This window comes from Sporomusa sp. (genome assembly GCF_035561155.1).
GTDB lineage: Bacteria > Bacillota > Negativicutes > Sporomusales > Sporomusaceae > Sporomusa.
In genome coordinates this window covers 1-25,826 of record NZ_DATMYD010000037.1, presented here as the reverse complement: position 1 = coordinate 25,826, position 25,826 = coordinate 1, and the positions used below count along the sequence as shown (strand labels likewise).

General features: G+C 44.1%; 19 protein-coding genes and 1 pseudogene. 19 read left to right on the top strand and 1 reads right to left on the bottom strand.

The features are described from left to right. Nucleotides 1–217 precede the first annotated feature (217 nt). From VN447_RS05405 to VN447_RS05315, 19 genes and pseudogenes are all read left to right on the top strand, one after another. Nucleotides 218–817: an AAA family ATPase gene (locus VN447_RS05405; protein WP_325523604.1), complete on the top strand. Its 600-nt coding sequence runs from the start codon at nt 218–220 to the stop codon at nt 815–817. 215 nt (nt 818–1,032) lie between these two features. Further along, nucleotides 1,033–2,463, top strand: coding sequence for a sigma-54 interaction domain-containing protein (locus tag VN447_RS05400; protein WP_325523602.1), 1,431 nt, complete (start codon nt 1,033–1,035; stop codon nt 2,461–2,463). Nucleotides 2,464–3,021: 558 nt separating this feature from the next. Further along, complete coding sequence (gene nifJ, locus VN447_RS05395; protein ID WP_325523600.1) at nt 3,022–6,546, top strand: pyruvate:ferredoxin (flavodoxin) oxidoreductase; 3,525 nt, start codon at nt 3,022–3,024, stop codon at nt 6,544–6,546. 61 nt (nt 6,547–6,607) lie between these two features. Beyond that, on the top strand, nt 6,608–7,528 hold the full coding sequence (locus VN447_RS05390) for a phosphate butyryltransferase (protein WP_325523598.1): 921 nt from the start codon (nt 6,608–6,610) through the stop codon (nt 7,526–7,528). Continuing rightward, complete coding sequence (buk, locus tag VN447_RS05385; RefSeq protein ID WP_325523596.1) at nt 7,525–8,601, top strand: butyrate kinase; 1,077 nt, start codon at nt 7,525–7,527, stop codon at nt 8,599–8,601. Before VN447_RS05390 ends, buk begins: the two co-directional genes overlap by 4 nt. A 139-nt stretch (nt 8,602–8,740) precedes the next feature. Then, on the top strand, nt 8,741–10,126 hold the full coding sequence (locus VN447_RS05380) for an FAD-binding oxidoreductase (protein WP_325523594.1): 1,386 nt from the start codon (nt 8,741–8,743) through the stop codon (nt 10,124–10,126). 2 nt (nt 10,127–10,128) lie between these two features. Then, entirely contained in the window at nt 10,129–11,367 is a 1,239-nt protein-coding gene (locus VN447_RS05375; RefSeq protein ID WP_325523593.1) for a (Fe-S)-binding protein, read from the top strand. 210 nt (nt 11,368–11,577) lie between these two features. Further along, the gene (locus VN447_RS05370; RefSeq protein WP_325523591.1) at nt 11,578–12,324 is read left to right on the top strand and encodes a FadR/GntR family transcriptional regulator; all 747 of its coding nucleotides are present in this window, start codon (nt 11,578–11,580) and stop codon (nt 12,322–12,324) included. A gap of 728 nt (nt 12,325–13,052) precedes the next feature. Beyond that, nucleotides 13,053–13,256, top strand: coding sequence for a 4Fe-4S dicluster domain-containing protein (locus VN447_RS05365; protein ID WP_325523589.1), 204 nt, complete (start codon nt 13,053–13,055; stop codon nt 13,254–13,256). Between the two features lie 15 nt (nt 13,257–13,271). Next, nucleotides 13,272–14,339, top strand: a complete 1,068-nt coding sequence (locus VN447_RS05360) for a 3-methyl-2-oxobutanoate dehydrogenase subunit VorB (protein ID WP_325523587.1) — start codon at nt 13,272–13,274, stop codon at nt 14,337–14,339. A 2-nt stretch (nt 14,340–14,341) separates the two neighbouring features. After that, nucleotides 14,342–15,091 carry a thiamine pyrophosphate-dependent enzyme gene (locus VN447_RS05355; protein ID WP_325523585.1) on the top strand — a complete coding sequence of 250 codons (750 nt, stop codon included), beginning with the start codon at nt 14,342–14,344 and terminating at the stop codon, nt 15,089–15,091. Further along, nucleotides 15,091–15,639: a 2-oxoacid:acceptor oxidoreductase family protein gene (locus tag VN447_RS05350; protein WP_325523583.1), complete on the top strand. Its 549-nt coding sequence runs from the start codon at nt 15,091–15,093 to the stop codon at nt 15,637–15,639. Before VN447_RS05355 ends, VN447_RS05350 begins: the two co-directional genes overlap by 1 nt. Before the next feature lie 95 nt (nt 15,640–15,734). Further along, nucleotides 15,735–17,024, top strand: a complete 1,290-nt coding sequence (locus VN447_RS05345; protein ID WP_325523581.1) for an MFS transporter — start codon at nt 15,735–15,737, stop codon at nt 17,022–17,024. Nucleotides 17,025–17,070: 46 nt separating this feature from the next. Further along, nucleotides 17,071–18,369 carry a nickel-dependent lactate racemase gene (gene larA, locus VN447_RS05340; protein WP_325523579.1) on the top strand — a complete coding sequence of 433 codons (1,299 nt, stop codon included), beginning with the start codon at nt 17,071–17,073 and terminating at the stop codon, nt 18,367–18,369. A gap of 42 nt (nt 18,370–18,411) precedes the next feature. Further along, nucleotides 18,412–19,795 (top strand): annotated as a pseudogene (locus tag VN447_RS05335) (FAD-binding oxidoreductase). A gap of 3 nt (nt 19,796–19,798) precedes the next feature. Beyond that, nucleotides 19,799–21,085, top strand: a complete 1,287-nt coding sequence (locus VN447_RS05330; protein ID WP_325523577.1) for a (Fe-S)-binding protein — start codon at nt 19,799–19,801, stop codon at nt 21,083–21,085. Nucleotides 21,086–21,141: 56 nt separating this feature from the next. Beyond that, nucleotides 21,142–21,828, top strand: coding sequence for a hypothetical protein (locus tag VN447_RS05325; RefSeq protein WP_325523575.1), 687 nt, complete (start codon nt 21,142–21,144; stop codon nt 21,826–21,828). Between the two features lie 80 nt (nt 21,829–21,908). Beyond that, complete coding sequence (locus VN447_RS05320; RefSeq protein ID WP_325523573.1) at nt 21,909–23,195, top strand: MFS transporter; 1,287 nt, start codon at nt 21,909–21,911, stop codon at nt 23,193–23,195. A gap of 193 nt (nt 23,196–23,388) precedes the next feature. Beyond that, nucleotides 23,389–24,663, top strand: coding sequence for a lactate racemase domain-containing protein (locus tag VN447_RS05315; protein ID WP_325523571.1), 1,275 nt, complete (start codon nt 23,389–23,391; stop codon nt 24,661–24,663). A 178-nt stretch (nt 24,664–24,841) separates the two neighbouring features. Here VN447_RS05315 and VN447_RS05310 read toward each other — a convergent pair whose 3' ends face one another. Continuing rightward, the gene (locus VN447_RS05310) at nt 24,842–25,753 is read right to left on the bottom strand and encodes a hypothetical protein (RefSeq protein WP_325523569.1); all 912 of its coding nucleotides are present in this window, start codon (nt 25,751–25,753) and stop codon (nt 24,842–24,844) included. Nucleotides 25,754–25,826 lie beyond the last annotated feature (73 nt).

The following is a 25,826-nucleotide window of genomic DNA, read 5'->3' as shown; positions in this document are numbered from 1 at the left end:
CTAAGGAAATTAGGCTTTATCACCATAAGTGAAAGATATTCATTAATACACTAATTCTATTGAACCGCCGTATACCGAACGGTACGTACGGTGGTGTGAGAGGTCGCTGAGTAAATTAATTACTCAGCTCCTACTCGATTTTCGATGTCCATAGTAATCACCCTTTACTACTTGCAGCGTATAATGTATATCACGAAGCCTGCGGTGGGGTGAGATTATGGCTTACCTGTGGCCTGAAGATGTCTTAAGCGCTATTGAATCAGGACAAATTTCCCCGTTAGAAGCGTTTAGAAAATTACGCGAAATAGATAACACTGCTCCTGCAAGGAGCGAATCTAACGGCATGCAATCTAGTGTAGAGCAGCGTATTGAAAATATTTTGCGAGAACTCGATAGCCTGATTGGACTTAGTGAAGTGAAAATACTGGTACGGGAAATATATGCCTTTATAGAAATTCAAAAACGCCGGGAAAGGGAACGTCTGAACACTGAGCCTTTGGTACTGCACATGATTTTTAGAGGCAATCCTGGTACTGGTAAAACAACCGTAGCCAGAATTATGGGCAAAGTATTCCGGGAAATGGGAGTTTTGTCACGAGGACATCTCATTGAGGTAGAACGGGCAGATTTAGTAGGCGAGTATATAGGCCATACTGCGCAAAAAACACGGGATCAATTAAAAAAGGCCTACGGAGGGATACTGTTTATCGATGAAGCGTATTCTTTGGCTAGGGGCGGGGAAAAAGACTTCGGGAAAGAAGCCATTGACTGTATGGTGAAACCGTGGAAGCAAATCAGCATTAATAACTTCGCTTAAGCTTAGAAATAGCTAATTTCTGAGTTAGTTGATCAGATGTATACAAAAAAGAGGAGTTTTTGCTATTAAGATATAAACTAATCTACAGTTACGAACGTTTAGTTGGCCAAGGGTTCGCCTGAACCTTTAGAGGCTGGCAGGCCTCGCGCCGTATTGACAAAACCAGTATGGCGCCGCTTATTGCAGGAAATTACAATAATGGAGTGAGTCCAAATATGGCTGTTGCATTCCCGCCGCATTCACCCAATATCAATCTTACTTTCGAAGAGATATCTGCTGTATTCGAGCAATCCTACGATGGCATACTTGTCCTCGATGGTAATGCGGATGTGGTGTTAGTAAATGACTCCTACTTCCGGATAACAGGCCTTGACAAGAAAGATATCGAGTTTAAAAATTTTCGTGAGTTCACAAAAAACAGTCCCTATAAAAAAACAGCTTGTATCGACGCACTAGATACCAAAAGACCGGTGACACGAACCCATAACAACCTGTTCCCGGGCAAGGTAGTCATGGTTACTGCCAAACCGATTCTGGATGAAACTGGACGAGTGCGCCTGGTGATCGGCAATTGTCGGGATATGTCCGAGATGGTGCAATTGCGGGAACAGCTTGAAAGAGCGCAGGAAATTGAAGAGCTATACTATAAGAGCTTGAAAGATCCTAAAGCAACAGGCCTTGTTGCCGTTAGTAGTAGAATAAATGAGATTTTCCATGCCGCCTTAAAAGTAAGTTCTGTCGATATTACCGTCTTAATAACTGGGGAATCCGGTGTGGGCAAGGAAGTATTGGCAAGGTATATTCACGAAAACAGTTCCAGAAGGGAGGCTCCTTTTGTGGCCATCAACTGTGGAGCTATTCCAGATACACTTTTGGAATCAGAATTCTTTGGATATGTTGGCGGTGCATTTACCGGGTCATTGAAACACGGAAAGAAAGGCCTGTTTGAAACTGCTGACGGGGGAACAATCTTCTTAGACGAAATCGGTGATTTGCCATTTAGTTTGCAGGTAAAACTGCTGCGGGCACTGGATGCGGGTGAGATTACCAGGGTAGGAGCCAATTCGCCGACCCCGGTCAATGTAAGGATCGTAGCTGCAACCAATAAAGATTTGGGAAATATGGTGCGTGAAAACAGATTTAGAGAAGATCTTTACTATCGCTTGAATGTTATTCATTTCCACATTCCGCCACTTCGGGAGCGTCCCGAAGATATCAGGCCGCTTTGCATGTACTTTCTGAATGAGTGCAACCGGCGCTACGGACAGAACAAAAGACTTAGTTTCGAAGTTCAAAAGGCATTGGAAAGCTACAGCTGGCCTGGGAATGTACGCCAGTTAAAGCACATGCTTGAACGTATGGTTGTTCTAAGCGACGGAGAACAACTGGAATTATCATCCATTTCTGACGATGGTGACCTCCAGAGATATAAGAATCTAACTGATGTGCCGGCTGACATGATAATGATAAATCGGCTCAGCCCGATCCCCCAAGTGGTCGAAGAGGTGGAAAAGCAGATTTTATCTCATGCAATGAGACTTCATTCGAGCAGTCGTCAAATCGCCAAAGCGACAGGTATTGATCAAACAACAGTATTGCGGAAGATCAAGAAATACGGTCTTGATCAATTATGCCAAGAAAAGTAATAGTCTTGCAAAATAATCCAGGAACGTGAACTCAAAAAAATAACCTCCCCAATTAACAGCCGCGAGAAAGAGAAGGTTCTTGTTGAACAGGAATCCTCTCTTTTTTTGTGTGAAATTAGCTTGTGGAGGAATCTGGGTGATGCAAGCTGGCAATATTTCATGACATCTTCGATTATATGTGCTGAGGGAAAATGCATCAAGTTGGTAGCAATAGATTGAGTGATAATTGGGAATTCAGTGTATTTGTATCGCTGAGGCAAGATGCATCGAATGAGGCAACATTTTACGCCCATACGTACAATTTATCTTTTATTGGAGCGTTATGAAGTCTATCGCAAATCGGCAAAGAGGAAGCAAATCAGGTAAAAACAGAGTCTGCCTAGCGTGGTGTGCACAAAATCAAATGCCAAAGCGTTATTGGCATATAACTTGCAGTAGTAAAAATGTAACCGCATAGGGAATGGGTCGATCTGGCTGGGCGGTCTACTTAGGAACGGTAAAAGCGTGGAATTTCTGGTTCTGCTTACATTCGATACAATAGTGAAAGGGGTATTTTATATGGATAAAGTAATGAAAACAATGGATGGCAATGAAGCAGCGGCATATATATCTTATGCCTTTACAGAAGTTGCAACCATTTATCCGATTACACCGTCTTCTCCTATGGCGGAGTATGTTGATCTATGGTCGGCAAAGGGAAAGAAAAATTTATTCGGTCAAACAGTACGATTGGTTGAAATGCAGTCAGAGGCAGGGGCTATCGGGGCCATGCACGGCTCCTTGGAAGCAGGAACCTTGACAACTTCGTACACAGCATCACAAGGATTGCTTCTAATGATACCGACGATGTATCGGCTGTCCGGACAATTAAAGCCGGGTGTACTTCATGTAAGTGCACGTACAGTGGGAACCCACGCCTTCTCAATATTTGGTGACCACTCGGATGTTATGGCTTGCAGGCAGACCGGTTTTGCCATGCTGTCTACGGGAAGTGTCCAGGAGGTAATGGATTTAGCCGGTGTTGCGCATCTTGCAGCCATTAAGGGCAGAATTCCGTTTCTACACTTCTTTGATGGATTTAGAACTTCTCATGAAATTCAAAAAGTGGAATGTTTAGCTTATAACGATCTCAGCAAATTATTAGACGAAGAGGCTTTTGAAGAATTTCGCAAGAGTTCCTTAAACCCTGAAAGACCCGTAATGAGAAGCGCGGTAGAGAATCCTGATGTTTTCTTTCAGGCGAGAGAAGCAGCAAATCCTTTTTATGACAAACTGCCGTTTATTGTAGAAGAATATATGAATGAAATCAATAAACTTACAGGCCGAAATTATAAGTTGTTTAATTATTACGGAGCAGAAGACGCGGAATATGTGATTATTGCCATGGGTTCTGTAAGTGGAGCAATTCAGGAAACAGTAGATGCTTTAAATAGACAGGGAAAAAAAGCTGGGTATCTTCAAGTGCATCTTTACAGACCATTTTCGATGGAGCACTTCTTTAGAGAGATGCCAGGTACAGTGAAAAGAGTTACTGTTTTGGATCGAACCAAGGAGCCGGGTTCATTGGGTGAACCGTTATATCTCGATGTTTGTTCAGCATTTATTGACCAAAAAACAAGACCCCAGATTTTTTCAGGACGGTATGGGCTGTCCTCGAAAGATGTTACTCCGGCCCAAATGGTAGCTGTTTATAATAATATGATGAATGTTGAGCCTAAAAAGTTCTTTACTGTAGGTATCAATGATGATGTAACTCATTTATCGCTAACGGTAGGGGAAGAACTGGATTTTGCCGATGAAGGAACCATCAGTTGCAAATTCTGGGGTCTCGGCTCCGATGGTACCGTTGGCGCCAATAAGAACTCCATTAAAATCATCGGGGATCACACAGATAGGTATGTTCAAGCCTATTTTGAATATGATACGAAAAAATCCGGCGGGGTTACGAAATCGCATTTGCGCTTTGGGAAAAAGCCCATTCGTTCAAGCTATTATGTAAAAATGGCAGATTTTGTAGCATGTCATAATCCGTCTTATATCAATAAATATGATATTGTTTCAGATATTAAAAATAATGGCATCTTCTTATTAAACTGTAGCTGGACAGGTAAAGAGCTGGATGAAAACCTGCCGGCAACTGTAAAGCGCGCATTGGCAAAGAAGAACGTTCAATTTTATATCATTGATGCAACTAAAATTGCAAAAGAGATTGGACTGGGAAATCGCTCAAATAGCATTCTTCAAGCAGCTTTCTTTAAACTAGCTAATGTGATTCCCGTGCCGCAGGCTGTTGAATATATGAAAGATGCGATTCTCAAAACCTATGGCAAAAAAGGCGATAGGGTTATCGCTATGAATAACGCGGCGGTGGATCAAGGTGTAGATGGTGTACAGAGAGTAGATATTCCTGTATCATGGCTAAACGCAGAAGACGTTGTTACCGAAATGAACGGTGAGCTACCTGATTTTATTAAGAATTTAATGATTCCTATGAATGACCAAAAAGGCGATGACATTCCTGTCAGCCAATTTGTCGGGAGGGAAGACGGTACATTTCCTATGGGAACATCGGCTTTTGATAAAAGAGGTATTGCAGTTGATGTCCCTGAGTGGATTGCGGATAACTGTCTCCAATGCAATCAATGCTCATATGTCTGCCCCCACGCCGCAATAAGGCCTTTTCTGATTATTGAGGAAGAAACGGCAGCAGCACCACCGGGATATGAAACGAAAAAAGCAAAAGGACCTGGCTTAGAAAGTTATAACTATAGAATGCAGGTAGACGTATTAGACTGCTACGGTTGTGGAAGTTGTGTGCAAGTTTGTCCTGCAAAGGAAAAAGCGCTTGTTATGAAGCCTTTGGAAAGCCAAAAAGAGGAAATAGCAAACTGGGGTTACTCTCTGAAGCTTTCACACAAAGACAATCCTTTGGATAAGTTTAGTGTAAAGGGAAGTCAGTTTGAGCAGCCGCTCCTTGAGTTTTCCGGTGCATGCGCAGGCTGTGGCGAAACTCCTTATATGAAACTTATGACCCAGCTTTACGGCGATAGAATGTATGTAGCTAATGCAACAGGTTGTACCCAGGCCTGGGGTGCGGCAGCACCATGTTTTCCGTACACAGTCAATAAGGATGGGTTCGGTCCTGCGTGGTCAAATTCCCTATTTGAAAACAATGCGGAATTCAGCTTGGGTATGTGCCTGGCAGTGAAGCAGCAAAGACAAAGACTTGCCATGAAGTTGGAACAATTATTGACACTTACCCAGGACGAGGTTCTTAGGGAAGCCATTGGCAAGTGGCTGGAATATATTGATGACGGAAACGTTACTAAAGCTGTAAGCAAAGCGTTAATAGCGGCATTAGAGGCGGTAAGTCTCACGTGTGAGGAACAAGTAATAAAAGAATACGTATTCAATAACAAAGAGCATCTTGTAAAGAAGTCGATGTGGATGTATGGCGGCGACGGATGGGCTTATGATATTGGATATGGTGGGCTGGATCATGTGCTGGCATCGGGAGAAGACGTTAATATTTTAGTTGTTGATACTGAAGTATACTCCAATACAGGCGGTCAATCTTCAAAAGCGACACCAATTGGCGCGGTTGCACAGTTCGCAGCTTCGGGGAAAAAACTCCAGAAAAAAGATCTCGGGATGCTTGCGATGACTTATGGCTATGTATATGTGGCGCAAGTAGCCATGGGCGCAAATCAAGCTCAATTAATCAAAGCACTAAAAGAAGCGGAAAGCTATAAAGGCCCATCGCTGATCATTGCCTATGCGCCATGCATTAGTCACGGTCTGACAAAAGGAATGGGGTACGCCCAACTGGAAGCGAAGAATGCGGTGGAAGCGGGTTACTGGCATCTGTACAGATATAATCCCCTGCTTAAAAAAGAGGGTAAAAATCCATTTGTGCTGGATTCGAAAGAACCCCAGGCGAGTTTTAGAGATTTCTTGATGGGCGAAGTAAGATACTCATCATTATTGAGAAGTTTCCCTGAAGAGGCGGAAGTATTATTTACGGTGGCAGAAAAAGCGGCTTTAGAAAAATACGAAGCTTATAAAAATTTGGCTGGAAAATAGGATGAATGAGGATTAGATAATCTACAGCTTATTTCAAGAAAACACTAGCGGAGGTAATGCGATGATAAAAAAATTTGAAGAAATTGTAAAGACTGCACAGGCGAAAGGGCCTAGAACAATTGCCGTGGCAGTCGCGCACGATCTTGAAGTGCTGCTGGCAGTAAATAGCGCCAAGGAATTAGGGATAGCTAATGCTATATTGGTAGGCAATGAAGCGGAAATCCGGCGGATAGCGCAAGAAAATCATATCGATATAGATAAGTTTGAAATAATTGAGCAAAAAGATAACACTGAGGCATGTAGAACGGCGGTGCAGCTGGTTGCGAAGGGTGAAGCACAAGTTGTTATGAAGGGAATGGTAGACACCGCCATAATACTTAAGGCCGTACTTGACAAAGAATTCGGACTCAGGACGGAAAATGTGTTATCCCATGTTGCGGTAGCAGATGTGGATGGCTATGACAGATTGTTCTATATTACCGATGCGGCAATGCATATCGAACCAGATTTACAGACAAAAAAGCAAATTATTGAAAATGCAGTGCAAGTTGCCAATGCATTGGGCAATGAAAACCCAAAAGTGGCTTGTATTTGTGCAGTAGAAAAAGTGAATTTAAAAATGAAGGCAACCCTCGATGCTGAGGAACTGGTAAAAATGAGCGAAACCGGTGAGTTAACAGGATGTATAGTGGCAGGACCACTTGCTCTTGATAATGCAGTAGCGATTGAGGCCGCGAAGCATAAGGGGATTACAAATCCGGTTGCAGGCAATGCGGAAATATTGTTAATGCCATTTATAGAAACAGGGAATGTGTTGTATAAATCAATCGTGTTTTTTGCAAAGGGCAGAATAGCCGGGATTATTGTCGGAGCAAAGGCCCCCATTATTTTGACATCAAGGGCGGATTCCGACATCTCAAAGCTCAACTCAATCGCAATCGGTGTTTTGATGGCGAGTAAATACGAGGAGAAAAAGTTATGATGGATAGATTTAGAGTATTAGCAATTAACCCTGGATCAACGTCAACAAAAATAACAGTCTATGACAATGAACAGTTACTTATTGAAAAGGTAGTAAGGTATTCAAATGAGGAATTGGTACCATTTGAAGCTGTTATTGAACAATATGAATTTAGAAAAAATGGGATACTCAAAATTCTGGCGGAAAATAACTTAGATATTGGCACCTTGGATGCCGTAGTTGGACGGGGCGGGCTGTTAAAGCCCATCGAAGGCGGCACTTATGCGGTTAACGAAGCCATGTTCGAAGATTTGCGTCTTGCCCAAAGAGGTGAGCACGCATCGAATTTAGGCGGAATTATTGCGAAGGAAATCGCCGATAACCTTACTATTCCTTCTTTTATCGTAGATCCTGTTGTAGTGGATGAACTTGCTGATATTGCGAGAGTATCTGGCCTGCCAGACTGTGACAGAATAAGTATTTTTCATGCGTTAAATCAGAAGGCGGTTGCCCGGAGAATTTCAAAAGAATTAGGCAAGTCATATGATGAAGCTAATTTAATTGTTGCCCATATGGGCGGTGGTATAACAGTAGGTGTTCATCAAGGAGGAAGAGTCATTGATGTCAATGACGGTCTTTACGGTGAAGGTCCATTTACGCCGGAACGAACTGGCGGAATCCCTACGGGGCACTTAATTAAGCTATGCTTCTCAGGAAAGTATTCGATGAGCGAAGTCAATAAACTAATTGCAGGCAAGGGCGGTTTGGTGGCCTATTTAGGTACAAATGATGGCAGAGAAGTTGGAAAAATGATCGAAGCGGGTAATGAGAAAGCAAAACTAGTTTATGAGGCGATGGCCTATCAGATTGCAAAAGAGATTGCGGCGGGGTCAGCCGTATTATCTGGAGTGGTAGATTCTATCGTTCTAACTGGCGGCCTTGCTTATGATAAGATGCTAGTCAAACTGATTGCAGATCGGGTAAGTTTTATCGCAGACGTACAAGTGGTTCCCGGAGAAAATGAAATGATTGCTTTGACAGAAGGGGCGTTACGCGTGCTTAGAGGCGAGGAGAAAGCAAAGGAATACAAATAAATCTTATTATGAAGTTGTTAAATTTAAGCAGCCTCTCGGAAAAACGACCTAAAAGACCATGAGAATAGGTGCTATGTACTTGCGCTGAAATATTATAAGACGATGCTGGAGTAATAAGGATACTGGAGGAGAGGAAAGAATGTTGGACGAGCAAATCATTAAGAAGCTGCGTGGTATAGTTGGCAAAGACGATGTATTCACAGCGAAAGAGGATCTAATCTGCTACTCTTACGATTCGACGTGGATATCTCACCTGCCTGACGCTGTGGTTGCGCCTGCCAACACCATGGAAATCGCTTTAATCGTAAAATTGGCTAACGAACAAAAAATACCGATAGTTCCACGTGGTGGTGGGACAAATCTTTCAGCTGGCTCGGTGCCGATCGAGGGCGGGATTGTCATTGCTCTGCACCGGATGAACAAGATACTGGAGATCGACACCGACAACCTCACGGCGACAGTCGAGCCAGGTGTGATAACAGCGGCGCTGCATAAGGCCGTCGAGAAAGTAGGGCTATTTTATCCGCCCGACCCGTCAAGTATGTTTATGTCCACCCTTGGTGGGAATGTCGCCGAGAATGCAGGCGGGCCACGGGGCGTCAAATATGGTATTACTCGCGATTATGTCCAGGGCCTGGAAGTGGTCACCCCTACGGGAAGCGTAGTCCGGTGCGGTGGCAAGACTATCAAAAATGTCAGTGGCTACGATCTGATGCGGCTCTTCACCGGCTCGGAAGGAACGTTGGGTATCATTACGGAAATCACCGTCAGACTGCTACCGTTACCGGAAGCCAAACGGACCTTGCTAGCCGTATTCGACAATCTAGACGTTGCGGCCAAAGCGGTATCGGATGTAATTAAAAATCGAATTATTCCCACATCTCTCGAACTAATGGATAATAATGCCATGAAACTAATTGAGGCGTTTAAACCTGCTGGCTTGCCGTTGGACGCTGCCGGCGTCATATTGATCGAAGTGGATGGCAGCGTCGATGAAGTCGGCAGGCAAATTGAAAAAGTCGCAGAAACCTGCAAAGCTTGTGGCGCCCGTGAGGTAAAGATCGCTCAGGACGCGGACCAGGCGGCCAAGTTGTGGGAAGGGCGGCGCTCCGCTTTCGGGGTAATGGCCAAGAGCGCGCCCACGGTCATCACTGAAGACGCCACTGTGCCCCGCAGCAAAGTGCCTGATATCGTCCGCGCCATCCAGCAGATCGCTGCCAAATACCAGCTCAATATTCCCATTTTGGGTCATACCGGCGACGGGAACATGCACCCGATTATTCTGACCGACGAGCGCAATGAAGAAGAAATGAAACGCGTCGAGTTGGCGATTGACGAAATGTTCCGGGCGGCGTTGGACATGGGAGGCACTCTCAGTGGGGAACACGGAATCGGTATAGTGAAACAGAAATATATGCAATGGGAGTTTGGCGACGAGGGTATCGCGCTCATGCGTGCGATCAAAAAGGCGGTCGATCCCAACAATATTTTAAATCCCGGAAAAATATTCATACGAGGTGAATAAAAATGACACAGTCTATCAGCGATTTTCAAGAGGAATCGTTCAAATGCATCCGATGCGGACTGTGTCAGATGGTATGTCCGATCTATGCGGAACTTGGTTCTGAACCGGCGGTGGCTCGTGGCAAGGTTAGACTAGTAAAGGAACTGATCGACGGCAACATTACGGTTTCGCCACGTCTCAAAGAAATCATGGACCTGTGTCTTAACTGTAAAGCCTGCGTAGCCAACTGCCCACCTATGGTGAATACGGATAAACTGGTTTTAGCGGCCAGAGCCCACATTGCCGAAAAGGATGGACTGTCCTTCCCGGTCAAAGCGGCGCTGCATAGTTTTCTGCCCAGCAATAATATGCAGGGATTCGCGGTCCAAATGGCTTGCTTTTATCAAGCTTCCGGGCTGCAGAAGATTGTGCGGGCCAGCGGCATTCTCGGAGCCGTGTCCGCGGATATGGCCCAGCAGGAAAGACTGATGCCGAATTTCGCACCCCGAACATTCCGAAGCATCCTATCTCAATGGCCTCAAAAAAAAGGTGGCAAAATCCGGGTGGCCTATTTTCTCAGTTGCATGACCAACATGGTCAATCCCGCCCTGGGGAAAGCGGTTATTGACGTGCTCGAGCGTCATGGCTGCGAAGTCATCATCCCGCCGGACGTCCAATGCTGCGGTACGCCCCACCTGGCTTACGGCGATAGGGAGATGGCGAAAAAACTGGCGGTCCACAACGTCAAACTATTGACGGAAACCGGCGCAGAGGCAATCATCGTGGATTGCGCGACCTGCGGCGGCGCCCTAAAAGAATACGGGGAATTGCTGCCGGAAGCCTCTGATTTCGTCCGAAAAGTCCGTGATGTATCGGAATTCCTGGTAGATACCATCGGCGTCAAAGCAGGGAACAAACCTCTTGAGACAATCGTGACCTACCACGACTCGTGCCATCTAAACCGGGGCCAGGGAGTCAAAGCGCAGCCGCGTGAAATCCTCAAAGCCATACCGGGTCTTATATTCAAAGAAATGCCAGAATCGGACCGGTGCTGCGGCGGCGCTGGCAGCTTTGGCATGACCCATTACGAACTATCACAACGCATTTTGGGCCGAAAGCTCAACAACGCAGCAACCGTAAATGCCGCCATAATCGCAACCGGGTGCCCGGCGTGCCGAATGCAGATAAACCATGGTATAGTCAGTAGGAATCTGCCGATGAGAGTAGAACACCCAATTGAACTATTAGCAAAAACCTTCTAGATACCATTGTGGTTAAAGGTCTTCTGTTAATCAAATTTAGAAATAGCGAAGTTTTCACGGGATGAACAGCCAGGGGTGTCATTTCAATGAGTTCTTACAAAATGATTGACATATTGCTTTTAGTATACTACACTGAAATTAATAATAGTTAGAATATTTAATTAACTCATCATACCAGTAATACAGGAGAACTGTGAAAGGGAGATCCTAATGGGTACAAATCACCTGCTCCACGACAGAGAAGGCATGGTGCGTGGTAATATTTTTGATGTTACAGTAGCGCGTTTACGAGCATTTATTGATTGCGGAAGTCTGAGTGCAGGAGACAAGTTGCCGTCGGAACGTGAGCTCGGGGAACAGCTTGGTGTAAGTCGATCTGTATTACGGGAGGCACTAAGAGTTGTAGAATCGCAAGGCCTTATAACTATGATTCAGGGCAAAGGTGCATATGTTAGAAAACCCGGAATTCGAACTGTCATTGAGCCGGTTCAGCGACTGATAAGGGATGGATCAATCACACTAGCAAACCTAATGCAAGCAAGGGCTATTATTGAGCCAGAAGTTGCAAAAATTGCTAGTCTTAATGTCACTGAGGATCAGATTAGTAAGCTTGAGCAAGATTGTCGTGAAATGATCAAATATTTAGATTTTCCTGAAAGATATCTTCAAGCTGACACAAACTTCCATAGAGGCTTGGCGGAAGCCACAGGTAACCCTGTACTTATTATCATGATGTGGCCTCTAATTAACTTATTTGCAGGGTTTGTTCCATTGTTTTACGAACGACCAGGGACTCCGCAGAAGGTATTTTCAGCACATGAAGATTTACTTAATGCGCTTAAGTTGCATGATCCAGAGTGTGCCGAAAAATCGATGCAGGCACATTTGGCAGAAGTAACAGAATGGTTCGGAAATCTCGCAGGCGAAAAAATTTTCAATAGTGATGAGGACTATTAATGGAATTTGTAATAAACTAGGCATTTCCACAGGTGGAAGGGTGACGGATTTTTGAACATTGTATCTCTGCAGTAATTATAAATATCTGCGAAGTGTAATAGTTTAAGTGTCGCGTCCGTGATATTTAATATATCACAAGTAACTTGTCATACCAGTCATACCAGTTGGCGTTAATAGTACGAAATAAATTCAGATAGGGATTTATGGATTTAGGTTTTCTGATTTCCTGAGATAAGGTATTCTCTCTTTGAAAAAGTAACAATATTCGCAAAAAAATAAAACATATTGCATGGCAATCCACTTGTCATACAGGTAATATAAGTGGTTTCATCAGAGGGCGAATCTGATGATATTTGGAAAAAGGCGTAAAAGCTGCACCTATTGCTGCTACATTGAGCCAACCGGAACTTTGTCAAAAGTGTGTATTCTAGTGGAGGGGATTTGATGAATTTACGACAGAAATTTCAATCTTAGTTATTTTCCTCGGATCAGGCCGTAAAGCTTCATCAATATTGCTCATCCGAATTTTTGAGAGGAGTTAATTAGAGGTACCGAGAGATTGGGTATATGGTGGAAGACCAACAAAATCTCCTAATCTTTATGCCGTGCTACGAGCGAATACTATAAACTTCAAAAATAGCGGAATGGCCCAGCTAATATAATTTGCGTTCCGGGAAGCCCTATACAAGTGCTTCCGATAATATAAAAAACTTAAGGAGGAATGAGTTATGCCAAAACCGGTTATTCGAGAGGAAAGGTGTAAAGGGTGTGGGCTGTGTGTAGATGCATGCCCCAAGGACATTATTGTTATGTCCTCGGATTTTAATGCCAGAGGCTATCATCCTGCGTCTTGCCCTGATGATTCACAATGTGTAGGGTGCATTCTGTGTGCAAGGGCCTGTCCAGATGTAGTAATTGAAATTTACGAATAGATTGGGAGTGGAAAAATGTCAGAAAAAGTATTGATGAAAGGTAATGAAGCTATCGGCGAGGCAGCTGTTATCGCTGGTTGCAGGTACTATTTTGGTTATCCTATCACACCGCAGTCAGAGCTAATCGAATATATGGCAAAGCGTTTACCGCAAGTCAAAGGTGTATTTTTGCAAGCTGAGAGCGAAGTTGCGGCAATCAATATGGTCTATGGTGCCGCTGGTGCCGGAGCCAGAGTCATGACTTCCTCATCAAGCCCGGGAGTGAGTCTTAAACAAGAGGGAATTTCATATATTGCAGCCGGTGAATTGCCCTGTGTAATTGTGAACATCATGAGAGGCGGTCCAGGATTAGGCGGCATACAGCCTGGGCAGGCCGATTACTTTCAGGCGACTAAAGGCGGCGGTCATGGTGATTACCACTGTATTGTGGTTGCGCCGAACAGCGTACAGGAAATGGCTGAACTCACGGTACATGCTTTTAATCTTGCGGATCAATACCGTAATCCGGTAATGATTTTAAGCGATGGTGCTCTCGGCCAAATGATGGAGCCAGTTAACTTTCACGATCTCCCGGTAATTCCAGTGGATAAGCCATGGGCTACAACGGGCATGGGTGAACGGGATAAACCTAATATGATCGATACTCTTCGGCTTAAGGCTGATGAGCTAGAAGAATTAAACAATACGCTGCAAAAAAAGTATGCGTTGCTTCAAGAACGGGAAGTTCGTTGGGAAGAAACCTTTACTGAAGATGCAGATCTTGTGCTTGTGGCTTACGGAATATCGTCGCGTGTTGCATATTCAGCAATGGAAATGGCGAGAGAAAAGGGATATAAGGTAGGTCTGTTTCGGCCCGTTACGTTGTGGCCTTTCCCGAAAGAGGCTTTGGCGAAGTCTGTAAATAAGGCATCTGATGTTTTAACGATAGAGCTCAGTGCTGGGCAGATGGTTGAGGATGTTAACCTTGCAATCAAGTGCTCCAAGCCGGTTCATTTCTATGGTCGCACTGGCGGCATGATGATGAATCCTCAGGATGTTTACAAGCAAATAGTCAAAATATTTGAAACAAAAGGGGGCAAATAACAATGACGGAAAAGTTGTTTGCTAGACCGCAAGCGTTGACTGATGTGTCGACTCACTACTGCCCAGGTTGTCAGCACGGAATAATTCATCGCTTAGTGGCGGAAGTGATTGATGAACTAGGAATACAGAAAAAAACGATAGGTGTCGTACCTGTTGGCTGCTCAGTATTGGCAGATCAATATTTTGATATAGATTCTCAACAAGCAGCTCATGGTCGTGCTCCTGCAGTTGCCACCGGCATTAAACGTGTACATCCGGAAAATGTAGTTTTCACATACCAGGGAGACGGCGATATTGCTGCGATCGGCATGGCGGAAGTAGTGCATGCAGCTGCGCGTGGTGAAAAGATAACGACGATATTTGTAAATAACGCTATCTATGGCATGACTGGCGGCCAAATGGCACCAACTACGTTGGTAAATCAAGTAACAGCGACATCTCCCTATGGGCGCCAGCTTTCATCAGCCGGGTCGCCGATACGTTTATCCGAGCTGCTGGCAACCTTAGATGGGGCAAAGTATATTGCTCGAGTTTCAGTCAACGACCCGGCTAATATGACTAAGGCAAAAGCAGCGATTAAAACGGCTTTCGAAGTTCAGATTCGCGGGGAAGGTTTTTCGTTGGTGGAAGTATTGGCTACATGTCCAACAAATTGGGGTAAGTCTCCGGTAGAAGCGAAAAAATGGTTAAAGGAAAATATGCTACCACAATTCCCACTCGGCATCTATAAAAATATTGAGGGGGTGAAATAATGAGGCACGAAATTATTATGTCAGGCTTTGGCGGGCAAGGGGTAATGGTCATGGGCCAACTTCTAACCTATGCGGGGATGCTTGAAAATAAAAATGTGTCATGGATGCCTTCCTATGGTCCTGAAATGCGGGGCGGGACAGCTAATTGTTCTGTCATCATCACAGAGGGGTCTGTGGGTGCGCCAATTGTTACCGTACCGACGGCGGCTGTAATAATGAACTTGCCATCACTAGATAAGTTTGAGGCAACAATCAAAGCAAATGGGTCTCTGATTATCAATAGTTCGCTGGTTAATAAACAGGTACAACGCGATGATATCAAGGCCTATTCTGTTCCTATTAATGAAATCGCCAATGAGTTGGGGAGTATAAAAATGATAAATATGGTAGCGTTAGGAGCACTATTGGCTGCCACAGATGTGGTAGAGAAAGAATCACTCATGAATGCTTTTGCGAAAAAGTTTGCTTCGAAGCCCGGAATGGTGCCTGCAAACCAAGAAGCTCTTAATAAGGGCTACGATTTCGTGATGCAGATTAAGGCGAATTAGTTAAATGTTTTGGTTTAATGAAATTACATAGAGAGGAAAGGAGGCGTGTTAGGTTTTCCCAAGGTGTGCAATTTTTTAATTGGGAGGGGCTATACTTGAGTAATGTAACCGTGCGACAGGTGGTTTATGCCAAGCCAACTAAGGAAAGATGGGTGTTGGTGCTTATTCTACTCTTGACGTTGCTGATAGCTTATTGGGATCGGGTTAATGTTTCTATACTTTTAGCAGATAATTCATTTCTCACTGAAATGGGAATCAAAGGTGATCCGGTCCGGATGGGGTTAATCATGACGCTCTTTCTCATCGCTTACGGTCTAGCTAATGTATTGCTTAGCCCACTAGGAGACTGGATGGGACCGCGGAAAGCAATGTCTCTATCAATTCTTCTGTGGACAACTTCAGTTGCCATTGGTGGCTTTGCTACGGTTTTTACTACCCTACTAATATCGCGTGTTATTTTAGGTGTTGGCGAGGGTATGCATTGGCCAATGCAGAGCAGTTTCGTTAAGAATTGGTTTCCGCCAAGTGAACGCGGCAAAGCAAATGCTGTATGGCTCATTGGTCTTATGGGGGGACCGGCTCTAGCGATGCCTTTCTTTAGCTGGGTTCTTTCAATGTGGGGCTGGCGCGGCACATTCTTCTCTTTAGTCCTGTTAGGTATTATACCGCTGCTGATTCTATGGTTTTACGTTACTGATCATCCTCGCCAACATAAACGGGTAAATCAGGCAGAGCTTGACTTGATCGAAAGTGGATTGAAAGTTGAAGCAGAACTACAAAAAGAAATTGCAACCGAAACCCTGGCGCAACGGATTAAGAGTTTCGCGACAGACTATCGTTTTTGGCTGCTAACTGTCAACTATTTTTGCGTTGCATCTATTTGGTGGGGAACAATGGCTTGGTTACCAAACTATCTCAAGGAAGCTCGAGGATTTTCCTGGGCTGCTATGGGGGCACTTTCTTCATTGCCGTATTTGCTGGGTGGCGTGAGTTTACTGGTTTTTGGTCATCTTGCAGATAAATGGGGTCGGCGGGCACCTTTCATTTGTTTTGGACACATCGGTGCTGCTCTTGGAATTTACTTTGGTGCTCATGCACCGGATAATCTTACGGCTGCAATACTAATTTCCGGTGGTATCGCATCAATCGCTCTTGCTCTGCCTCAATCTTGGACAATATTACAGCAAATCGTTCCTTCTAAAGCAGTAGGTGCGGCTACCGGTTCGATGAACGGTCTAGCAAATGCCGGATCAGCGTTTGCTCCAGTATTGATTGGCTATTTCATTAGTGTTACAGGGGGATATGTGGGTGGACTGATGTTTCTAGTGGGAGTAGCAATTCTCGGAGCGCTTTGCATGGCAGTGTTATCTCTGAAAAATTACTAAGAGAAGTAGAGTATAGATTAATATTTGAGTTTAGGAGGTACTTTTTATGCCGGAAACAGTATTTGAATTTGGTTATGGAAGTAGCAAGATAAAGGTAGGCCTGTCAGAAGAAAAAATTATTAACAATGTTTTGGGTAAGCCCTGTCCAGCAATTGTAGATGTGCCGGCTGCAGTGCGTGAGGCGCTCCGCAATCCAATTGGAACTCCTCCTCTTAAGGAGATTGTTAAATCTGGTGATAGGGTTGCGGTGGTGGTCAGTGACATTACTCGGGCTTGGGTCAAGTTCGATCAATTTCTTCCGGTTTTACTAGACGAATTGAATGAAGCAGGCATTCCTGATCAGAACATATTCATTATCATCGCTCCTGGTGCTCACCGTTTGAATACGAAAGAAGAGTTTATTGTACTGTGTGGGGAAAAGGTATGCCAGCGGGTTGCTGTCTATAACCACGAATGCCACAATCAAGATGAACTGGTCTACACCGGCAAAACCAAGAGTGGAGTCGAGTGTTACATTAATAAGCGCGTAGCCGAGGCCGATAAGGTGATTTTAACTGGTGGTATTGTTCATCATCTAATGGCTGGTTTCGGTGGCGGTCGCAAAGCGATTTTACCCGGCATCAGCGGGTTTAAGACTATTCAAGGTAATCACCTGTTTTGTATGAATAAAGAAGTGGGCAAGGGTCTAAACCCGAACTGTATTTCCGGTAAGCTTGACGGAAACGAAATGAATGAAGACATGATTGAGCAAGCTTCTTTGGCGAAGCCAGATTTTTTACTAAATGCTGTGTTTACGCCAGAGAATAAGTTTGCCAAGTTTGTCGCTGGACACTGGTATGAGGCTTGGCTGGCCGGAACAAAAATGGTAGATGAAATATACGGTATTCCCATTACTGCACAAGCCGATTTGGTAGTCTCGTCTGCCGGTGGATTTCCCAAAGACATTAACCTATACCAGGGTGTAAAGACAATTGATAATGCCTATATGGCTGCAAAACCAGGCGGAGTTGTTATTTGTTTCATGGAACTGCCAGATATTATGGAGCCGGCTGAATTTAGCGATTGGTTTAAATATCCAACAATGTTAGAGCATGAGATGGCTCTGAGGGATAATTTTACAATTCCCGGATTTCTGGCCTACCGATTATTGGATATAGCTCGCCAATTGTCGTTGATCATTGTTACGAAAAAGGAAAATGCCGAATTTATTAGAAAAGCTGGCATGATTCCAGCGACTACAACAGAAGAAGCACTCGCGATTGCCCAAGAGAAGCTGGGGCGTGAAGATTACACTATTACAGTGATGACTACCGCCGCAAATACAGTGCCTGTACGAAATAGGTAGTCGAGGTACAGGCGGCTGAAAAACGAGGAGGACAAGAGGAATATGGAAAATCGATTAATAAATGAACTGAGGAAGGTTGTGGGAGACCAGAATATTCTAACAAGTAAAGAAGATTTGTTGTGTTACTCCTACGATGCAACCCCCGGTTTTTCCCATATGCCAGAAGTCGTCGTTTCTCCCGCTAACACAGATGAAGTTTCCCAAGTGCTTGCATTGGCCAATGCTGAAAAGATACCAGTTTACACCCGGGGTTCAGGTACTAATCTAAGTGCGGGAACAGTTCCATTAAAGGGCGGTATTGTTCTTCTCATGACTCGTCTTAATAAAATTATCGAAGTCGATGATGCAAATCTGGTTGCTACCGCCGAACCGGGTGTTATCGTTTCCGACCTTAACAAAGCGGTCGAAGAATTTGGACTTATCTATCCGCCTGATCCCGGTACAGTAACCACAGCAACTCTTGGCGGCACAGTCTCAGAAAAATGCTGGCGGTTTGCGTGGTCTTAAATATGGTGTGACCAAACACTATGTCATGGGGTTAGAAGTAGTCCTTGCCGATGGTAGTGTTCTCAAAACCGGTGGCAAAAATGTAAAAGACGTAGCCGGATATGACTTAACAAAGCTGTTCACTGGCGCAGAAGGTACTTTGGGAGTCATTACCAAGATCATCGTAAAGTTGGTACCTGCTCCAGAAGCTAAAAGATCCATGATGGCGATTTTTTCGAATTTGGACAATGCAGGCAACTCCATAGCCGCCATTATCGCTAGTAAAATTATTCCTGCTACACTGGAGATACTGGACAACGCCACTATCCGTACGGTAGAAGACTATGCCAAAGTGGGTCTTCCCACTAATGCTGAGGCTGTTTTGCTTATTGAAGTCGATGGCATTCCTGAGGTAGTAGAAAAAGAAGCCAATAAAGTAATCGAAGTGCTTAAAGCTAACCATGCTGATAAAATCCAAGTAGCTAGAGATGCTGCAGAACGCGACAAAATCTGGGCCGCCCGGCGCGCCGCGCTTCCGGCATTGGCAAAACTGCGTCCTACTACCTTCACTGAAGATGCCACTGTACCGCGCAGCAAAGTGCCGGCAATGATTCGTGCGGTAAACCAAGCTGCCGCCAAATATAATGTGACAATCGGTACCTTCGGTCATGCTGGCGATGGTAACTTGCACCCGACTATCGTTTGTGATCTTCGCGATAAGGAGGAGATGGAACGGGTATACCAGGCAATGGATGAAATCTTTACCACTGCTATCAAACTTGGTGGTACGCTTAGTGGTGAGCACGGTATCGGCCTAGGAAAATTAAAATACATGGAAGACCAATTTGGCGCCGTAGGCATGCGCACCATGCGTACCATAAAGAAAGCTTTGGATCCTAATTGCATCCTCAATCCAGGAAAGCTTGTTGGGGAGTGTTAAGGTATGAACAAGGATAAGCAATTATTGTCAGACATCGAAGATGCAATTGCCAATTGCATGAAATGCGGCAATTGCATGGAGGTATGTCCGATTTATAAAGAAATTCAAACAGAATCGGCGGTGGCCCGGGGAAAACTTTCGCTGATCGAGGCAGTATTAAACGGTAATGCTGATATCACCGAAGGGTTTGATGCCCGTATGGCTATGTGCGTATCCTGTAAAGCCTGCGCTGCCAAATGCCCCTGCGGCGTCAAAGCTGACGAACTCATTCTGCGCGGTCGCCAAGCAGCGGTTAAATCCAGAGGTCTAAACCCTATTAAAAAGAATGTATTTAAGCTGCTTTCCAATCGAACACTATTCGACCTGGCTCTGCGTATGGCCGGCCTATTTGGTCCACTCCAGATGAAAAAACTGCCCGGACGGCTGGCAGTTGTTGCTCGATTTCCCATGCCAGGCCTCGACCGTCGGCGCATTTTAGCACCCTTTGCGGCAACTCCATTACGTTGCCAATTTCCTGAAACCATTAGAGTAGATAAGCCTTGTATGAAGGTGGCTTTTTTCACTGGTTGCACCATTAACTATGTATATACCGACATCGGCCAGGCGGTCATCAATGTGCTCAAAGCCAACGATGTGGAGATCACCATGCCTGCCATGCAGCACTGCTGCGGCACCCCTGTCTACATGTCTGGTGACGTCGAAATGGCTAAAGTTTTTGCCAAGCATAACATTGAGATTTTCGAGCATGTCAACGCTGATTATATTGTTGCTTCCTGCGGCTCTTGTGCAGAAGCTTTTAAAATTGAGTACCCTGAATTGTTTCACGATGACCCCGATTTACAGGCACGGGCCAGGAAATTAGCGCTTAAGACCTATGAAATCAGTGAGTTCCTTGTAGATATCGTCAAATTTCGCAAAGATAACTTGGGGCAGATAAACGCTACGGTGACCATGCATGACCCCTGCCATATGGCTCGGGGGATTAAGGTGACTACCCAGCCACGGGAAATTCTCGCTGCTATCCCTGGAGTGAGGTTTGTTGAAATGAAAGAACCTGCTCGCTGTTGTGGGGCCGGTGGCTCATTCAGCTTGGCACACTATGATATTTCCCGAAAAATTAATGATCGCAAAATTGCTGATATAGCTTCTACCGCTGCCGATATTGTCGCAACTAGCTGTGGTTCCTGCCGGATGCACATTGTTGACGGACTGGTGCAGAATGGCAAGGCACAGGATTGCGTTCATGTCGTACAACTATTAGAGAGGGCTTATAAGGCTGGGCAAAGTTAGTGCCTTGATAAATAATTATCTGAAGCTATCCAAATTTGTATAGGTGGTGGGATCATATGCAGGATACCGATAGTCCACTGATTCAAGGTGCAAGAATAAAAATATTTCTGGGCGAATTTGGTAGTGGCAAGACCGAACTAGCTGTAAATTATGCATTGCAAATCAAGGGGCTGGGCTTTAAGACGGCAATAGTCGATATTGATCTCGTAAAACCTTACTTTCGTACCCGGGAAAATCGGAGCTTGCTAGAAAAAAACGGAATAGAGGTCGTAGCTCCAGAACAACGATTGGAAAGTGCAGATCTTCCGGTTCTGCCGCATAACTTGACGAGAGTGCTGAGTCAACCAGATTACCAAGTGGTAATGGATGTAGGGGGAGGGAACGCCGCTACTGTTTTGGGACAATTTAACGAGTTGTTTATCAATAATCCATACCAGGCAATGTTGGTTGTGAATACTTGTCGCCCTTTTACGAGCACGGCGGCAGCTATCGTGGAGTTATTTCATTGTATTGAACATGTATCAAGGCTAAAAATTGCTGGGATCATTAGCAACACCAATCTGGCAGGCGCAACCACTGAACAACATATTCAGGCTGGATTGGCTGTTACAGAGGTTGCGGCTGCGCAGTTAGCGTTGCCTATTCATTGTGTTGTAATACCGGAATGGTTGTCGGGCAAGGTAAACACACGCTATCCAATATTTATCCTAAAGCCATATACCCAGTATCCGTGGATTGGTTAGATGCGTCGATGAAAGAGCACTTGTAACTAAGTGGAAGAGTATTCATAAAGTTCGTGTAAAATGGAAAAGGGGGCCCAAAAATGAAAAATTTCAGATGGGTTTTAGCGGCATTAATGTTCCTTATAACTTTTATGTCTTATATGGACCGGGTCAATTTATCGGTTGCTACGCCTGAAATTATGCGAGAGTTTAATTTCACGAAGATGGATATTGGCTTTTTCCAAACAGTTTTTTTTATGGGGTATGCCGCGATGCAAGTGCCGGGGGGCATACTGGCTGAATACTTTCGGCATCGGATAGTTGTTGTGGCCGCCGTTACTTGGTGGTCGGTGTTTACGGCCCTCACTGCCGCAGCTAGCACATTTTCACAGTGGGTGATTATCAGAGGCGCATTTGGGTTAGGAGAAGGTCCTGTTTATCCGGCGCTCAGTACTTTTATCGCCCGGTGGTTTAATCCGGCTGAAAAGGGGAAAGCATCTTCAATTATGCTTAGCGGTGCTTTTGTTGGTCCGGTATTTGGACCAGCGATTACTGTCACGTTGATGCTAGCCTTTGGCTGGCGATCCGTATTTGTGATTTTTGGTTTGGTAGGTATTCTTATCGCATTGGGATGGATGATATATGCGAAAAACTCCCCGAAAGAAAGTCCCTATGTGTCCGCGGCGGAATTGAAGTTCATTGACGAGGGGCGGGATGCGGCAGCTGAGGATAAGAAAGAGCTTGCCCCGTGGAAAAGTTTTATTACTTCAACACAATTTTGGGCCATAGGGATTCAATATTTTATCGTAGACTATATCATGTATGTGTATCTTGCTTGGCTGCCCTTATATCTTATGGAGGCTCAGAAATTTTCCCTGGCAAAAATGGGTATTGCTGCCTCATTTCCGTGGGCTGCATTGTGTATTGTGACACTCTCGGTAGGTGCACTTAGCGATCGGTTGGTGGCGGCAGGCGCTTCCAAAGCTAAGGCGAGGTCTTACCTTGGGATAACAGGATTAGTGTTTTGTTCGTTATTCCTCTATTTAGGGGCCATTGCCACTAATCCAACAATGAATGTTTGTTGGCTTACCTTGTCATTAGGATCTCTTGGCCTGGCATTCCCTGCAGGTTGGTCAGCGTGTATCGATCTTGGCGGGAAATTTTCGGGTTCCGTTTCGGGCTGGATGAATTTTTGGGGTAATATTGGTGGTTGCATAGCTCCGCTACTTACAGCATGGATAGCAACTAATTATGGTTGGCAAGCTGCTATCATCGTAACAGCGTTGTCCGCAGTAATTGGGATTATCGCTTGGTTATTTGTTAAACCTGATATTCCACTTCAGCGTAGCGAAGTAATACATAGCGGGTCGCAAAGTAATTACCATTAATATTCTGAAAATTTTAGATATTAAAAAAATGAAATAAATTATCTATCGCCTGGCCTCAGAAGTTAAACCTGCGAATGACGGCAGGTATATACAAACCTGTGGTCAGGCGAGTTGTTGCGTCTGAGGCGGGAGAGTCAATAGAAGAGCCACGGGACTGTTCCGTGTAAATGATTTATTTGCAAGGAGGGAAATTATGTACGCAGAAACCGTTAAGTTTCCTAAAATGGCTAGGGTTAAACAAATCATAGCTCAGTCAGCTATTAAGGATATAAAAAGCGCAGTCAGCGAAGAAGTGAAGCGAATCAATGTGGCAGACCGTATCAAGCCTGGGGAGAAAGTCGGTATAACTGTTGGAAGTCGTGGTGTAGCTAACTTAAAAGTTATCGTAGAAGTGCTTATTGAAGAAGTGAAAAAGGTAGGCGGAGAACCCTTTATTCTACCGGCAATGGGTTCGCATGGCGGAGGAACTGCCGAAGGACAGATAGAAATGCTTAAGTCTCTAGGGATCAGTTCGGAAACAATGAACGTTCCTGTCATTGCTTGTAGTGAAGCCAGTCAGATCGGTACAACCCAGCAAGGAATACCTGTCTATGTTAATGATATAACACTATCAGAGCAACTCGACAAGATTATTATTTTTAACCGAGTTAAGGAACACACTGAGTTTGAGGGCGAGATAGAAAGTGGTATTCACAAGATTTGCGCAATAGGGATCGGAAATCCCAAAGGGGCTTTAACTGTACACCAATATTCGCTTGATTTTGGCTATGAAAAAGCCATTACCGAGGTCGGCGCTTATATTATTAACTACTTGCCAGTAGCCTTTGCTTTTGCTACGGTAGAAAACTATTATCACAAAACAGCGCACATCAAAGCGATGTTGCCTAATGAAATTGCTGATGAAGAAAAAAGGCTGTTAAAGTTGGCAAAGTCGAACCTCGGCAAGATACCTTTCGAAGAGTTAGATGTTCTTATTGTTGATGAAATGGGCAAAAACGTAAGTGGTGCCGGTATGGACACCAATGTTATTGGTAGAATTCTGGTATTTGGCCAAAAGGAACCGGAAAAACCTGTTATAAAAAGAATTGTTGTACTAGACACCACGGAAGAAAGCCATGGTATGGCTACTGGTGTCGGTCTGGCAGATTTTACGACCAAGAAACTGGTAGATAAACTAGATTTATGGTCTACTTATTTTAATTGCATTACAGCCCAGGCTCCAGAAAAAGGCAGAATACCCATCTACTTTGCTACGGAGAAAGATAGTATTGGGGCAGCTCTGACTTGTATTGGCGTTACTAAGCCAGAAGACGCCAGAGTCGTCCATATTCAAAACACTAATGAAGTTGAGATTATTGAGGTTTCTGAAAGCCTGGTTCAGGAAGTGTTGGATAGATCAAATTTGCAACTACTTGAAGAACTAAAACCAATGCAGTTTGATGAGGCAGGAAACATCCTCAGAATTTAAAGTGAAGAACGAGAGTTATGCTGATATAGTACACAAATGGCAAGAATCAAACTAATAAGCTCAACAACGATGGCTATAATCTGCGTTGCTGAGCTTATTAGTAAACCTATTGGGATTTTAAGTTACAAGGCTCTGGGCATCTACTGTTCCGGTTATGGGGAGCGATGTCTTGAAGTTCTTAAGCTTTAGAGTTGATAAATTTTAACTCGGATTCCAAACTGGTGACTTTTTGAGACGCTGCTTGTTCGGACAATCTTAGATTAGCAATTTCCGCTTGTAGAGAATCAATTTTATGACTTGCCATTTGATGTAAAGGCTCAATTACTTGAAGTCGCTCTTCCAGGCGGTTACGAGCGATTGTTTCATTAGTGAGTTTTTCACTTAGTAATTTAGTAGCATTTCTTTCTAATATAAGCTCATCCTGATATTGTTTTTTTTCTGCCTGGGAAGCGTCAAGTCTAGCCAGTATATCAGCATTCGCGGTTTCCAATAGGTAAGCTTTATTTTGGGCCTCTTTTGTAATCTCTAGCGCTTGCGTACATTCTTCTTCAGCTTTTTTCTTTAAAGAAGTGGCATCGTCGGCAATTTGTTGTACTCTGCTAATCATACCCTCCATACCTTTTCTGCATTCAACTTCGTGAATTAATTCAGCATGAATTGTTGCTGCTTCTGACTGTGCTTTAATTAACTCTCTTTTTGAATCGGTAAGAGCTTTTTCCAGATCCGCTACTTTACTTTCAATCTTTATTATATATTCTTCCGAATCCTGTACTCTTTGGCGGTATTCTGTAATTGCTTTGAATTTATCGCTTTCAATAATCTGCATTGCATTAAGAAGGCTTTCTGTAGTGGTAATTATATCACAGACAGCTTTTTTTATTACTTGCATTTGTGGCGGTTCAATAGCTTGCTTGTTATCACTATAAATTTTTAGCATATCGTTCATAAAATCGGAAAACTTTTTAATCCCTGCTGATTTTTGAGCTTCTTTAAGCATATTCATTAAGTTTTCGTCGACCTTACCGCCATATGTAAGAAGTTTTCCCTTTTCCAGAGCGGAATTTTCGCTTAAAAATTCATCATTGACCATTTATATACCCCTTATCTTTTAACTATATTCTATATTTTATCTCTAATTGCTAATTTTGTCATCTATATTGTAT